The organism is Billgrantia gudaonensis, from assembly GCF_900100195.1.
Lineage (GTDB): Bacteria > Pseudomonadota > Gammaproteobacteria > Pseudomonadales > Halomonadaceae > Halomonas > Halomonas gudaonensis.
The window spans coordinates 75411-88726 of sequence record NZ_FNES01000013.1; the positions used below are offsets into that span (position 1 = coordinate 75411).

Genomic DNA, 13316 nt, shown 5'->3' on the forward strand with positions numbered 1-13316 from the left:
CCAATAGCCGCAGTCAAAGGAGACCGCCCGTGGCGGAGCTGAGAAGCGAAGAAGAACAGGTAGAAGCGCTCAAGCGCTGGTGGAAGGAAAATGCCGTATCGCTGATTGCCGGCGTGGCCATCGCCATCGCCGGGGTGGTGGGCTGGAACGCCTGGCAGAGCTATCAGGACGATCAGGCGACCGCCGCATCGATGCGCTACCAGCAGCTGGTCAATCTGGCCGGCACCGGCAACCTCGAACTCGCCAACCTCGAAGAGGCGCGCTCCCTCGCCGAGGAAATCGTCACCGAACATGACACGAGCCTGTATGCTGACCTGGCTCGCCTGATCGAGGCACGTCTGGCGGTCCAGCAGGGCGACCTCGACGGCGCCCGCAGCGCCCTGCAGGCAGTGATCGACGCCGATCGCCATGCCTACCTGCCCGGACTCGCACGGCTGCGCCTGGCACGTCTGATGCTCGCCTCCGATGACGCAGAGGCGGCTCTGGACACCCTGGAGTCCGGCATTCCCGACGCGCTCGCTGCCCAGCGGGCCGACGTGCGGGGCGACGCCTATGCAGCCCTGGAGCGCCGCGACGACGCACGCGAGGCGTGGCGCGAAGCCCTGTCGCTGGCAGAGCAACGCGACCAGCCGCTGTTCGGCGTGGAACTCAAGCTCGACAATCTCGGCATGGAAGAGGCCACCCTATGATTCGCAACAAGATCCCTCTCGTTCTCGTCGCCACCCTGGCTGTGGTCCTGGCCGGCTGTGCCAGCAAGCCGGAGCCGCGCAATGCGCCACAGGAGCTCCGCGATTTCGACGCCACGACCGAACTCCGCAGCGACTGGGGACACAGCGTGGGTGACGGCCTGGGCCGGGCGACCAACCCCATCGCCCCGGCGCGGGATGGCGATACCCTCTTCGCGGCCGACGCCAACGGCCTGGTGACAGCCATCGATGCCGATACCGGCCGCGAAGTATGGGAGACCCGTCTCGACGTCGGCGTTTCCAGCGGTCTCACCGCCGTTGCCGAGCGAGTCTATCTGGGCACCCGCAACGGCGAAGTGTTCTCCCTCGACCAGGAGAGCGGCGAGGTCGAATGGCGATCCAGCGTGCCCAGCGAAGTACTCGCCGCCCCGCAGCCCACCAACCAGCTGCTCATCGTCCAGAGCGGGGACGGCACCGTAACCGCCCTGGACCGCCGCACCGGCGACGAACGCTGGGTGCACAGCAGCACCGAACCCGCGCTGACACTGCGCGGCACCGGCACACCGCAGGCCATCGACCCGGTGACCTTCGTCGGTTTCGGCAACGGTCGCCTGGTGACTCTGGACAACCGCAACGGCCAACCCGTATGGGAGCGGCGCATCGCCGTACCCCAGGGTCGCAGTGAGATCGAGCGCCTCGTCGATCTGGACGGCCAGCCGGTATTGACTCCCGACGGTCGTCTGTTCGTCACCAGCTACAACGGACGCTTGGCCGCCCTGGAGGCCACCAGCGGCGAAGTGCAGTGGCAGCGCGATCTCTCCAGCTATCAGACCCCAGTGCTGGTGGGCGACCGCCTGTACGTGGTCGACGCCACCAGCCATGTCATCGCTCTGGATGCCGACAGCGGCGCCGAGCTGTGGCGCAACGACGCACTCGAAGGACGCCGACTGACCTCTCCGGCCTTTGCCGACGGCCACCTGGTGATGGGCGACTTCGAAGGCTACCTGCACCTGATCGATGCCCAGAGCGGTGAACTGGCCGCGCGCACGCACATCGACGGCTCCGGCATCAGCGTACGCCCGCTCACCGATTACCGTCGCATCTACGTACTGGCCAACGATGGCCATCTCGAGGCTCTGGAAATTCTCGAATGACACCCGTGATCGCCCTGGTCGGCCGCCCCAATGTCGGCAAGTCGACCCTCTTCAACCGCCTGACCCGCTCCCGGGACGCCCTGGTAGCCGACTTCGCGGGGCTGACCCGCGACCGCAAGTACGGCAACGGCCTGCTGGGCGACAAGGCCTACACGGTGATCGACACCGGCGGCATCAGCGGTGACGAAGAGGGCATCGACGCCGCCATGGCCGAGCAGTCGCTGGCGGCCATCGACGAGGCCGACATCGTGCTGTTCATGGTCGATGCACGGGCCGGCCTGCACGTCGCCGACGAGGCCATCGCCAACCACCTGCGCGTCAATCAGAAGAAGACCTGGCTGGTGGTCAACAAGACCGACGGTCTCGAAGAGCACGGTGCCATGGCCGAGTTCTGGGAGCTCGGTCTGGGCGAGCCCCATCCCATCGCCGCAGCCCACGGGCGCAACGTCACCGCGCTGATCGAGACGGTGCTCGCCCCCTTCCCCGAGCGCGACGAGAGCATCCCCGCCGACACCGGCAGCAAAGGCATCCGCATCGGCGTGATCGGCCGCCCCAACGTCGGCAAGTCGACCCTCGTCAACCGCATGCTCGGCGAAGAGCGCGTGGTGGTGTTCGACGAGGCAGGCACCACTCGCGACGCCATCGAGATCCCCTTCGAGCGCCGCGGCAAGCCCTACGTGCTGGTCGACACGGCAGGTGTGCGGCGACGCAAGAACGTCCGCGAGGTGGCCGAGAAGTTCTCGATCATCAAGACCCTGGAGGCGATCAAGGAATGTCACGTCGCCGTCATGGTGCTCGACGCGCGCTCGGGGCTCGTGGAACAGGACCTGCACCTGCTGGATTACGTGCTGACCACCGGTCGTGCCCTGGTATTGGCCGTCAACAAGTGGGACGGCCTGGAGCAGGAGGCCAAGGAGAAGATGCGCGCCGAAATCAAGCGTCGCCTGGGCTTCGCCGACTATGCCGACCTGCACTTCATCTCGGCATTGCACGGCACCGGCGTGGGCGATCTCTACCCGTCCATCGAGCGTGCCTTCGCCTCGGCCAATGCCCACTGGTCGACCAACCGTCTCACCACCCTGCTGCAGGACGCCGTCGCTCAGCATCCGCCGCCGTTGATCCACGGCCGGCGCATCAAGCTGCGCATGGCTCACCAGGGGGGCAGCAACCCGCCGATCATCGTCGTCCACGGCAACCAGACCGGCTCCCTGCCCGAAGCCTACAAGCGCTACCTGACCAACACCTTTCGCAAGGTGCTCAAGGTCAAGGGAACGCCGATTCGCTTCGAATTCCGCTCGGGCAAGAACCCCTACGACCCCCTGGCCGGCGCCAGCGACCGCGAGAAGGCCAAGCAACGCGAACTGGGCCGCACCCGCGACGCGCGCAGCCGCCGTCGCTGATCCCCGCTCATCCGCCCGGTCGTGAGGGGCGGCGTATCAACGCCGCCCCTCATGCAGGCGACGCCGTCCCACCCACTCGCAGGCGAACTGCCAGGCACCGCGACCGCTGCGCCCGCCGCGCAGGGTGGCGAAGCGGATCGCTTCGGCACGCGCCTCGGCGTTCCAGTCGTGGGCATGGCCGAGCTGGGTCACCCAGTGGCAGCAGGCTTCCAGGTAGGTATCCTGGTTGAACGGGTAGAAACCCAGCCATAGCCCGAAACGGTCGGAGAGCGATATCTTCTCTTCCACGGCATCGCCGTGATGCAGTTCGTCGCCAACCAGCTGTGAGGCCTGATTGTCGTCCAGGGACTCGGGCAGCAGATGGCGGCGGTTGGAAGTGGCATAGAGCAGCACGTTTTCCGGCGGCCCGGTCAGCGCACCGTCGAGCACGCTCTTCAGCGCCTTGTAGGCATCGTCGTGCCCCTCGAAGGAGAGGTCGTCGCAGTAGACCACGAAACGCCGCTCGTGGCGGCGCAGCTGAGACACCAGTAGCGGCAGGCTGCCCAGATCGTGACGGTCGACCTGCACCAGGCGTAGGCCCTCCGGTGCCAGACTGTTGAGCAACGCCCGGATCAGCGACGACTTGCCGCTGCCCCGCGAGCCCCACAACAGAGCGTGGTTGGCCGGAAATCCCTGCAAGAAGGCACGCGTATTGTCGACCAGCGCCAGTTTCTGGCGTTCGATGCCCAGCAGATCGCCCAGGCTCAGGGCATCCCGAGGCGGCACCGGCAGCAGGTGGCCGCCCAGCGAATGGCGCTGCCACAGCGCGGCCACGTCGCGCGACCAGTCGACCTCCTGGGGTGCCGGCGGCAGCCAGTGCTCCACGTGATCCAACAAGCGGGTCAGGCGACGGCTCAGCTCGGCGTCCATGGCATGCTCCTTTTCCGTATCGGGCGGTTGACCTGGCAGGCGTTCAGGGTATCTTGTGGCGAACCCGGTCGCCCCGTCCAGAGTCATAGGAATCTGGAACCGATAGGAGCCCCTACCATGCGCTGGACTCACTGCCTCGCCGTTGGTGCCCTCGCCATCGCGCTCACTGCCTGCACCACCTCGCCCACCGGCCGCTCGCAGCTCACCTTGATGTCTGACCAGCAACTCGATCAGATGGGGCAGCAGGCCTTCGCCCAGTATCAGAAGGAGCTTCCCTCGGTGGGCGGCGCACCGCAGCGCTATGCGGAATGCATTGCCAGCGCCATCGTCGACGTGCTGCCCGAGCGCGAGCGCAATCAGAACTGGCAGATTCGTGTCTTCGAATCCGAGCAGGCCAACGCCTTCGCCATGCCCGGCGGCTATATGGGGGTCAACACGGGGCTGCTGGAGATCGCCGAGACTCAGGACCAACTGGCCTCGGTGGTTGCCCATGAGATCGGCCACGTGCTGGCCCGTCACGCCAACGAGCGCGCTTCCAACCAGGCCGTCACCCAGATCGGCATCTCGGCGCTCGGCTCCGCGGCCGGCCTCGAAGGCCCCGGCGGCGAGCAGATGATGGCAGCCCTGGGCCTCGGCGCCCAGTACGGCATCCTGCTGCCCTTCTCGCGGCGCCATGAGAGCGAGGCCGACTCGATCGGCCTGATGCTGATGGCTGATGCCGGCTTCGATCCTCGTGCGAGCATCGCGTTGTGGGAAAACATGAGCGCCCAGGGCGGCGGCCAGCCGCCGGCATGGATGTCGACCCACCCCAGCCATGGCCAGCGCATCGGCGGGTTGGAAGCGCAGATGAGCGAGGCGATGTCGCGCTACGAGCAGGCGCGCAGCGCTGGGCGGACGCCCAATTGCCCTCGCCCCTAGGGAAACACTGATTCATTGCTACGCTCGATATCTTGATCGCCGGCGGTGCCGAAGCGTCGGACCGTCGGAATCCTCATGTAGCAGGCTACACCCCGGTTGATTCGAAACCTTCGGTTTCTCCCCCTTCGGGGCCATCCTCCGGATGTTTGTCGCTTCGCTCGGTTCTGCGCTCCGGCGGCGACCAACCTCACTTCGCTTGCGACATGAATCAGCGCTTCCCCAAACCCTCCTCACTTTTGGAAAGCGAATGCTGAAACTCGGACTGCTACTGCTGATCGTGCCGCCCCTGGCGCTGATGGGCCTCTATTTTCACGAGCTGTCGGCGGTGCGCGAATGCACCCTGATCGACGGTGGGCACTGGGACTACCTGGAGGGGGTGTGCCGCGACACGCGCCAACCCTTCGTGCCCTGGGTGGAGCGCGCGCCCTGGCTGGTCAACGGCGGCATGGGGCTGTCGGTGGCAGGGCTGGTGATGGTGATGGCGCGCTTCTACGTCAGGAAGCGCTGAGCGAGCGACGCAGCAGCTCCCGAACCGGGGCAGTGTCGGGGCGCTTGCCCCGCCACTGGAAGAACGACTCCGCGGCTTGCTCCACCAGCATGCCCAGGCCGTCTCGACAACGGGCACCGCGCTCGGCGGCCCACTGCAAAAAGACCGTGGGCTCGGCACCGTACATCATGTCGTAGGCGGTGGCCCCCGCGGCGAACAGGTCTTCGGGCAGTGGCGGCAGATCACCGGCCAGGCTTGCGCTGGTACCATTGATCACCACGTCGAAGGGGCCGGCCACGGCATCGAAGCCACCGCCGGCGATATCGCCCAGGTCGGTGAAGTCCTCGGCCAGCTCCGCTGCCTTCTCGGCGGTACGGTTGGCCACGAAGAGGCTGGCCGGCCTGGTGGCGAGCAGCGGCTCCAGCACGCCGCGCACCGCGCCCCCGGCACCCAGCACCAGAATCCGGGCCCCCTCCAATGCGACGCCGTGATCGACCAGGTCACGCACCAGCCCCACGCCATCGGTGGTATCGCCATACGTCTCGCCGTTGCCGCCGAGGATCAGGGTGTTCACCGCCCGGGCGCGTTGGGCACGACGGCTCAAGGTGTCGCACAGCCGGAAGGCCTCCTCCTTGAAGGGCACGGTGACGTTGGCGCCGCGGCCTCCCTCGGCCACGAAGGCGCGCCAGGCGCCGGCGAAGTCGTCGAGCGGCGCCTCGATGGCGGTGTAATCGATCGCTTCACCGGTCTGTTCGGCGAAGGCGGCATGGATGATCGGCGACCGGGAATGGGCCACCGGATGGCCGAAGACGCAGTAGCGGTCAATCATGAAAACTCCTCGATCCGTCGCTCGATTCGGCCTCGCCGAGCCAGTCGCGGGGGCGCAGATAATCTCGATAGAGGCGCTCTTCCGGGCTGCCCGGCTCAGGCTTCCAGTCGTAGCGCCAACTGACCAGCGGCGGCAATGACATCAGGATCGACTCGCTGCGCCCGCCGCTCTGCAGGCCGAACAGGGTGCCGCGGTCCCACACCAGATTGAACTCCACGTAGCGGCCGCGGCGGTAGAGCTGGAAGTCGCGCTCGCGCGCGCTCCAAGGGGTGGTGCGGCGGCGCTGCACGATGGGCAGGTAGGCGTCGAGAAAGGCATCGCCCACGGCGCGTTGGAAGCCGAAGCTCGTCTCGAAGCCCCATTCGTTGAGGTCGTCGAAGAAGAGCCCGCCGACCCCGCGCGGCTCGTCGCGGTGCTTGAGATAGAAGTAGTCGTCGCACCACGCCTTCAAGCGCGGGTAGACGTCCGCACCGAAGGGCGCGCAGGCATCTCGGGCCACGCGATGCCAATGCACCACGTCATCGTGAACCGGGTAGTAGGGGGTGAGATCGAAGCCGCCGCCGAACCACCACACCGGTGCCTCTCCGGCCTTCTCCGCGATCAGGAAGCGCACGTTGCCGTGGCTGGTCGGCACGTGAGGATTCTCGGGATGAAGCACCCAGGAGACGCCCACGGCATGGAAGCTGCGCCCGGCGAGCTGGGGTCGCGCGGCGGTGGCCGAGGGCGGCAGGCGCTCGCCGAAGACGTGGGAGAAGTTCACCCCGGCCTTCTCGAACAGCGCGCCGTTCTCGATCACCCGCGAGCGCCCGCCGCCGCCTTCGCGGCGCTGCCAGGCGTCCTCGCGAAAGCCGGCGCCACCGTCCTCGGCAGCCAGGGCGTCGCACAGGCGCTCCTGCAGGTCGAGCAGGTAGCGTTCGACGTCTTCCAGGTTGGCCTGGGACATGCACCCTCCCGAATGCCAGGTTTCAGCCGCGCAGCACCCGGCCGCTGATCAGATCGCGAATGGTGCTGGGCCGCTCGAGCCCGCCGAGCTCGCCGGGAACGATGGCATCGAGCGCATCGCCGAAGGCCTCGCGCACCGCCGCCGCGCTGGTGACTGGCGCCTCGCCGGCACGGTTGGCGGAGGTGGAGACGATGGGGCCGCCGAATGCCTCGCACAGCGCGATCACTCCCGGATGGTCGCTGACGCGCAGCGCCACGCTATCATGGGCGCCGCGCACCAAGGCGTGGGTACGGCCGTTGTCGGGCACCAGCCAGGTGTTGGGGCCCGGCCAGCTGGCCACCAGAGGGGCATGCAGCGCTGGCGGCAGGCGCTCGAGCCAGGGGGCGAACTGAGCGATGCTGGCTGCCACCAGGATCAGGCCCTTGGCGGGGTCGCGCGCCTTGAGGCGCAACAGCCGAGCCACCGCCGCATCGTCATCCGGATCGCAGCCCAGCCCCCACACGGCTTCGGTAGGGTAAGCGATCACGCCGCCCCGACGCAGGGCGGCAACGGCATGCTCGATCTGGCTGGCCTGGCTCATGGACACTCCTCGGAAGTCGACGCGACGACGCGTGAATGGGCAAGGATTCTATCACGCCCCCGACAGACGCACCCAGCCACCCGGCGCCTGCGCCGCGCAGCCTTGGAGCTCCAGTTCGAGCAGGCGACGCTGGCACTCCGGCACGTCGAGCCCGGTCAACGCCACCAGCGAATCCAGCGGCGCTGGCGTATCGCTGAGCCAGCGCAGCAGCGGGTCGCGACTCGTCTCGGGAGCGGCTCGTACCGCTGGCGTGGGCACGTGCACCGCCGCCCACTGGGAAAGCTCTTCCAGGATGTCGTCGATTCCGCGCACCAGCACCGCCCCTTGGCGGATCAGCTGCAGGCAACCTCGTGCCTGGGGATTGTGGATGGAGCCCGGCAGGGCGAACACCTCGCGATTCTGCTCGCTGGCCAGCCGTGCGCTCACCAGCGAGCCGCTCTTCTCGGCTGCCTCGACCACCAGCACCCCCAGCGAGAGTCCGGTGACGATGCGGTTGCGTCGCGGAAAGAAGCCCGCGCGAGCGCGGGTGCCGGGCGGGTGCTCGGCGAGCAGCAGGCCGCCCTCATCGCGTAGACGATGGTGAAGGGTGGCGTGCCGCGGAGGATAGATGACGTCGACGCCACAGCCCAGCACGGCAACGGTGCGCCCGCCCGCATCGAGCACGGCTCGCTGGGCGGCGCCGTCGATGCCCAGCGCCATGCCGCTGACCACCGCCCAGTCGCGCCCGGCGAGCTCCCGGGCGAAAGCGGCGGCGTTGGCCAACCCTTCGCGGGTCGGGCGCCGGGAGCCGACGATGGCCAGCGCCGGCGGCAGCAGCGCCGCCAGGTCGCCCTCGGCCCACAGCAGTGGCGGGGGATCGGCGATCTGGGTGAGCAGTGTCGGCCAGGCGGGATCTCCCGGATACAGCAGGTGGCGAGACGGGGCGCTTTCGCTCCACGCCAGGTCGGCCTCGATCTGCGCCCTCATCGGGCTGCGGGTGGGGTGATCCAACCACAGGCGCAGTGCCGTGGCCGCTTCACGGGGCAGCCGCGCCAGCCAGCCGTCGGGCCAGGCCGGCGCAGCGTCGCAGAGTTCGGCCAGGCGTGTGCTGCCCAAACCGGGCAAGCGAACGAGCGCCAGCCAATCGCGTAACGGCGGTAGCCGCCCAGGCACGGCACTCACCGCCCCGCGCGCCCGACGAGAGAAGCCGGGTTGTGGACTCGATCCCCCACCTCGAGGCTTCGCGTGGCACGCATGATCAAGGCGTAGCTCAGCTTGTCGTAAACGCGGAAGACCATGGCCAGGCCCGCTTCGCTACCGGGCAGTCTCAGCGCCTCGCCGGTCCGCGGGTCGGCAACCTGTTCGCCACGCTGCTCGACGGCCAGGACGTGGCCTGGCGCCAGGCCATCGCGTCGTCCACGGTCCAGGGTCACCACCTGCAGGCGGCCGGCGAAGCGCACGCCGCCGGGCACCGCCAGAATGCGGCCATCGATCTCGCTGTCGGGCGGGCGCGGCAGCAACTCGCGCTCCAGTTCACGACTCTCCAGCGGCAGCACGATGTCGTCGTCGCGAATCTCGCGGCTGGCGGCGGTCACCTCGAGCACGACGATGTCCGCTTCCTGACGCTCGCGGCGCACCTCGCCGATACTCTCCAGCTCGAGCCCCAGCACTTCACCGGTTGCCTCGTCGACGTAGCGCTCACCGCGACGGTAGACCCCGTAGCGTGCCCCCGAGGCCAGTTCGCCGCGAGCATAGAGACGATCGCCCGCGCCGCTGACGATACGCCGGTCGTCGCCGGCCACCACGTAGGCCAGCTCTTCCAGGCTCTCCGGGTCATCGACTACGCGATGATCGCGCAGGAAGTGGCGTATCGTCTCCAGAGGGATCGGCGCGATCGCTTCGCGAGGGGGGATGCGCCGCACCTCCGGCGACAGACGCACTACGTTCTGGCCGCGTTCCAGGCCCAGGCAGGGGCGGCCATCGCAGTCGTAGAGAACGATCGTGTCGCCAGGGTAGATCAGATGGGGGTCTTCGATCTGCGGGTTGACCCGCCACACGTCGGGCCACTGCCAAGGGTGTCGCAGGAAGCGCCCGGCGATGTCCCACAAGGTATCACCGCGCGCCACGGTATAGCGCTCGGGCGCCTCGTCGCGCAGTCCGCGATCCCAGCTCGGTGCCTGGGCCCAGGCCGATGCCGTGCCCAGCGCAACGCTCACTGCCAGCATCGCCAGGCTCGTCCGCACGCATTTCCCGCTTGTGCTCCCCTTCATCCCTGCCATCCCCTTGCTGGTCGAGATCGAGTCTCCCAGGCCCTCGTGACCGGAACCGTACCGGCCCGATCGGGTCGATATGCTATAGTCGCATGCTATGGCCCACATGCGAGGCACAGTGGTTTCCCCGCTGGCCTAGACCACCTAGAATAAGGCCATCCCCTGAATCAAGCATAACGGTGATACCAACGCCATGGCCAAACTACCCATCCTCGAGTTTCCCGACGAGCGACTGCGTATCCGAGCCGCTCCGGTCGAGGCGGTCGATGACGCGGTCCGCCAGCTGGTCGACGACATGCTCGAGACCATGTACGACGCCAACGGCATCGGCCTGGCCGCCACCCAGGTGGACGTGCATCGTCGCGTGATCGTCATGGACGTGAGCGATGCCCGCAATCAACCGCTGGTGCTGATCAATCCCGAGGTCACTCCGCTCGGCGACGAGCGCGAGCCCATGTCCGAGGGCTGCCTGTCGATTCCCGAATACTACGCCGAGGTGCCACGTGCGCTCAGGGTCCACCTCGAGGCGCTGGACCGCGACGGCACGCCCTACGAGCTCGAGGCCGACGGTCTGCTCGCCCACTGCATCCAGCACGAGTGCGATCACCTGGAAGGCGTGCTGTTCGTCGACTATCTCTCGCCGCTCAAGCGCGACCGCGTGCGCAAGAAGATGGAGAAGCGCCACAAGCAGATGCAGCCCGCCTGAGAGAGTGCATTCACCGTTCGCGAAGGCCGGGGTCACACCCCGGCCTTCGTCGTTGGGGCCGCCTCCGTTATCATGGGCCCTCCGCTCACCGGCAAGGCCCGAGACATGTCCCGATCCCTGCGCGTCATCTTCGCCGGCACGCCAGACTTCGCCGCAGAGAGCCTCACGGCACTGCTCGAGAGTCGTCACGCCGTCGCCGCCGTCTACACCCAGCCCGACCGCCCCGCCGGTCGCGGCCGGCAGCTGTCGGAAAGCCCGGTCAAGCGGCTGGCGGGCACCCACGGCCTGCCGGTGCTCCAGCCCGAGAGTCTCAAGACCACCGCGGTACAGGACGAACTGGCCGCCCACGACGCAGACGTCATGGTGGTGGTGGCCTACGGCCTGATCCTGCCGCCAGCGGTGCTGGAGATCCCCAGGCTGGGCTGCCTCAACGTCCACGCCTCGCTGCTGCCGCGCTGGCGAGGCGCGGCCCCCATTCAGCGCGCCATCGAGGCGGGCGATGCCGAGAGCGGCGTGACCATCATGCAGATGGACGAAGGGCTGGACACCGGCGACATGCTGCTCGTACGGCGCACGCCGATCACCGCCACCACCACCGGCGGCGAGCTCCACGACACCCTGGCCCGGCTCGGCGGCGAAGCGCTGGTCGAGGCCCTGGACGCCTTGGCGGAGGGGTCGCTCTCCGCCACCCCGCAGCCCTCGGTGGGCGCTACCTACGCCGCCAAGCTCTCCAAGTCCGAGGCCGAGCTGGATTTCCATGCGCCCGCCGAACGGCTGGCCGCCAAGATCCGGGCCTTCAACCCCTGGCCGGTGGCCTGGTGTGGCCTGGGAAATGCCCGCCTGCGCCTGCTGATGGCCGAAGCGAGCGCCCCTCGCGCCGGAGAGTCGGCGCCGTTCCCCGGAACCCTGCTGGCCCCCGATTCCGATGCACTGCGCATCGCCTGCGGCACTACCGGTAGCGAGGTCCTGCGCGTCACTCGCGCCCAGCTACCCGGCGGCAAGCCGCTTCCTGCCCGCGACCTGCTCAACGCCCGTCACGCCAGCCTGGCCCCTGGCCAGCCGCTGGGCGCCACCAGCCAGGAAAACCAGCCATGACTCGCTCCACTCCGCATTCACGAAACGGCACTCGACACGGCGAGATGACCGACGGCGGCCAGGCCGTGCGCGCCAGCGCTGCGCGGGCTCTGGCGCCGGTGATCGCCGGCAAGGGATCGCTCAACGACCTCGACGACCATCAGGTGGTGGCCCGCGACCGGGCGCTGTTCAAGGCGCTCTGCTACGGCACCTGCCGCACCCTGCCACGCCTGGAGGCGCTCGCCGACCGGCTGCTCAAGAGCCCCTTCAAGGCTCGCGACGCCGATGTCCAGGCACTGCTGCTGCTGGGCATTCATCAGTTGCTCTACCTGCGCATCCCTGCGCATGCCGCCGTTGGCGAGACCGCCGGCGCCGCCCGCCTACTCGGCAAGGAGTGGGCCACGCGCGTGATCAACGGTTGCCTGCGCCGCCTGCAGCGCGAATCCGCCGCCCTGCAGGCCGAAGTGGACCGCGATCCGGCCGTGGCACTGCTGCATCCTCGCTGGCTGCTCAAGACGCTGCGCCAGGCCTGGCCCGACGACTGGCGCGCCATTGCCGAGGCCAACAACGTTCCGGGGCCGATGACGCTGCGCGTCAACCGCCGCCGCGTGGATCGCGAAATCTATCTGGCGCGCCTCGCCGATGCCGGGTTCGAGGCACGCCTGTGCCTCCACTCGCCGGATGGCCTGACCCTGGAGACGCCCTGCGACGTCCAGGCACTGCCGGGCTTCGCCGAGGGTGACGTCAGCGTGCAGGACGAAGCCGCGCAGCTCGCTGCGGAACTGCTCGGCCCGGTCCTGGCGCCACGCCCTGGTGGCCGCGTGCTCGACGCCTGCTGCGCCCCCGGCGGCAAGACCGCCCATCTGCTGGAACTCTTCGACATCGAGCTCGTCGCCTTGGACAGCGATGCCGTGCGCCTGGCTCGGGTCGAGGACACTCTGGCGCGTCTCGGCCTCTCGGCCACTCTCGTGCATGACGACGCCACCCAGCATCGCTGGTGGGACGGTACCCTCTTCGACGCCATCCTGCTCGATGCTCCCTGCTCCGGCACCGGCGTCATCCGCCGCCACCCCGACATCAAACGCCTGCGCCGCCCCTCGGACATCGCCCAACTGGCCGACCTGCAGCGGCGTCTTCTCGACAGCCTGTGGCCACTGCTGCGTCCGGGCGGCACGCTGGTCTACGCTACCTGCTCGGTGCTCCCCGAAGAGAACAGCGAACGGATCGACGACTTCCTGTCGCGCACCCCCGATGCCCAGGACACGACGCCGGCAGACCTGAGCTGGGGCCGCTCCGCCGGCGCCGGACGTCAACTGCTGCCGACAGCGAACCATCACGACGGCTTCTTTTATGCCAGACTGAAAAAGGCGGCCATCTAAAC

General features: G+C 68.4%; 14 protein-coding genes. 8 read left to right on the forward strand and 6 right to left on the reverse strand.

Features of this window, described 5'->3' with window-relative positions:
* Positions 1-29: 29 nt before the first annotated feature.
* From BLP96_RS14705 to der, 3 genes are read left to right on the forward strand one after another with little or no spacing between them, the layout of a single operon-like run.
* On the forward strand, positions 30-689 hold the full coding sequence (locus BLP96_RS14705; protein ID WP_089687472.1) for a YfgM family protein: 660 nt from the start codon (positions 30-32) through the stop codon (positions 687-689).
* Entirely contained in the window at positions 686-1840 is a 1155-nt protein-coding gene (bamB, locus tag BLP96_RS14710) for an outer membrane protein assembly factor BamB (RefSeq protein WP_089687475.1), read from the forward strand. Before BLP96_RS14705 ends, bamB begins: the two co-directional genes overlap by 4 nt.
* Entirely contained in the window at positions 1837-3240 is a 1404-nt protein-coding gene (gene der, locus BLP96_RS14715; protein ID WP_089687479.1) for a ribosome biogenesis GTPase Der, read from the forward strand. The genes bamB and der overlap by 4 nt, the downstream gene beginning before the upstream one ends.
* A 36-nt stretch (positions 3241-3276) precedes the next feature.
* Here der and BLP96_RS14720 read toward each other — a convergent pair whose 3' ends face one another.
* The gene (locus BLP96_RS14720; RefSeq protein ID WP_089687482.1) at positions 3277-4149 is read right to left on the reverse strand and encodes an ATP-binding protein; all 873 of its coding nucleotides are present in this window, start codon (positions 4147-4149) and stop codon (positions 3277-3279) included.
* Between the two features lie 117 nt (positions 4150-4266).
* Here BLP96_RS14720 and BLP96_RS14725 point away from each other — a divergent pair, with 117 nt between their 5' ends.
* The gene (locus BLP96_RS14725; protein WP_089687486.1) at positions 4267-5067 is read left to right on the forward strand and encodes a M48 family metallopeptidase; all 801 of its coding nucleotides are present in this window, start codon (positions 4267-4269) and stop codon (positions 5065-5067) included.
* 247 nt (positions 5068-5314) lie between these two features.
* Positions 5315-5575: a hypothetical protein gene (locus BLP96_RS14730; protein WP_089687489.1), complete on the forward strand. Its 261-nt coding sequence runs from the start codon at positions 5315-5317 to the stop codon at positions 5573-5575.
* On the opposite strand, the gene aroE is transcribed toward BLP96_RS14730, so the two are convergent.
* Genes aroE through BLP96_RS14755 form a run of 5 tightly spaced genes read right to left on the reverse strand, consistent with a single transcriptional unit; the run spans position 5562 to position 10110 of the window.
* Positions 5562-6383, reverse strand: coding sequence for a shikimate dehydrogenase (gene aroE, locus BLP96_RS14735; RefSeq protein ID WP_089687492.1), 822 nt, complete (start codon positions 6381-6383; stop codon positions 5562-5564). The two genes, BLP96_RS14730 and aroE, sit on opposite strands and share 14 nt — an antisense overlap.
* The gene (gene hemF / locus BLP96_RS14740; RefSeq protein WP_089687495.1) at positions 6376-7326 is read right to left on the reverse strand and encodes an oxygen-dependent coproporphyrinogen oxidase; all 951 of its coding nucleotides are present in this window, start codon (positions 7324-7326) and stop codon (positions 6376-6378) included. The genes aroE and hemF overlap by 8 nt, the downstream gene beginning before the upstream one ends.
* Positions 7327-7348: 22 nt before the next feature.
* Positions 7349-7906 carry an L-threonylcarbamoyladenylate synthase type 1 TsaC gene (tsaC, locus tag BLP96_RS14745; protein WP_089687498.1) on the reverse strand — a complete coding sequence of 186 codons (558 nt, stop codon included), beginning with the start codon at positions 7904-7906 and terminating at the stop codon, positions 7349-7351.
* A 51-nt stretch (positions 7907-7957) separates the two neighbouring features.
* The gene (gene dprA / locus BLP96_RS14750) at positions 7958-9067 is read right to left on the reverse strand and encodes a DNA-processing protein DprA (RefSeq protein ID WP_245682275.1); all 1110 of its coding nucleotides are present in this window, start codon (positions 9065-9067) and stop codon (positions 7958-7960) included.
* Complete coding sequence (locus BLP96_RS14755) at positions 9064-10110, reverse strand: LysM peptidoglycan-binding domain-containing protein (RefSeq protein WP_089687504.1); 1047 nt, start codon at positions 10108-10110, stop codon at positions 9064-9066. The genes dprA and BLP96_RS14755 overlap by 4 nt, the downstream gene beginning before the upstream one ends.
* Positions 10111-10348: 238 nt before the next feature.
* Between BLP96_RS14755 and def the strand changes: the two genes are divergently transcribed.
* From def to rsmB, 3 genes are all read left to right on the forward strand, one after another.
* On the forward strand, positions 10349-10861 hold the full coding sequence (gene def, locus BLP96_RS14760; protein ID WP_089687508.1) for a peptide deformylase: 513 nt from the start codon (positions 10349-10351) through the stop codon (positions 10859-10861).
* 105 nt (positions 10862-10966) lie between these two features.
* Positions 10967-11956, forward strand: coding sequence for a methionyl-tRNA formyltransferase (gene fmt, locus BLP96_RS14765; protein WP_089687511.1), 990 nt, complete (start codon positions 10967-10969; stop codon positions 11954-11956).
* Positions 11953-13314, forward strand: a complete 1362-nt coding sequence (rsmB, locus tag BLP96_RS14770; protein ID WP_176761535.1) for a 16S rRNA (cytosine(967)-C(5))-methyltransferase RsmB — start codon at positions 11953-11955, stop codon at positions 13312-13314. Before fmt ends, rsmB begins: the two co-directional genes overlap by 4 nt.
* Positions 13315-13316 lie beyond the last annotated feature (2 nt).

Coding starts and splice junctions, on each gene's coding strand:
- BLP96_RS14720 (WP_089687482.1), bottom strand. CDS start 4,149: ATGGACGCCGAGCTGAGCCGTCGCCTGACCCGCTTGTTGGATCACGTG.
- fmt (WP_089687511.1), top strand. CDS start 10,967: ATGTCCCGATCCCTGCGCGTCATCTTCGCCGGCACGCCAGACTTCGCC.
- BLP96_RS14725 (WP_089687486.1), top strand. CDS start 4,267: ATGCGCTGGACTCACTGCCTCGCCGTTGGTGCCCTCGCCATCGCGCTC.
- BLP96_RS14755 (WP_089687504.1), bottom strand. CDS start 10,110: ATGCTGGCAGTGAGCGTTGCGCTGGGCACGGCATCGGCCTGGGCCCAG.
- tsaC (WP_089687498.1), bottom strand. CDS start 7,906: ATGAGCCAGGCCAGCCAGATCGAGCATGCCGTTGCCGCCCTGCGTCGG.
- aroE (WP_089687492.1), bottom strand. CDS start 6,383: ATGATTGACCGCTACTGCGTCTTCGGCCATCCGGTGGCCCATTCCCGG.
- hemF (WP_089687495.1), bottom strand. CDS start 7,326: ATGTCCCAGGCCAACCTGGAAGACGTCGAACGCTACCTGCTCGACCTG.
- bamB (WP_089687475.1), top strand. CDS start 686: ATGATTCGCAACAAGATCCCTCTCGTTCTCGTCGCCACCCTGGCTGTG.
- der (WP_089687479.1), top strand. CDS start 1,837: ATGACACCCGTGATCGCCCTGGTCGGCCGCCCCAATGTCGGCAAGTCG.
- def (WP_089687508.1), top strand. CDS start 10,349: ATGGCCAAACTACCCATCCTCGAGTTTCCCGACGAGCGACTGCGTATC.
- rsmB (WP_176761535.1), top strand. CDS start 11,953: ATGACTCGCTCCACTCCGCATTCACGAAACGGCACTCGACACGGCGAG.
- BLP96_RS14730 (WP_089687489.1), top strand. CDS start 5,315: ATGCTGAAACTCGGACTGCTACTGCTGATCGTGCCGCCCCTGGCGCTG.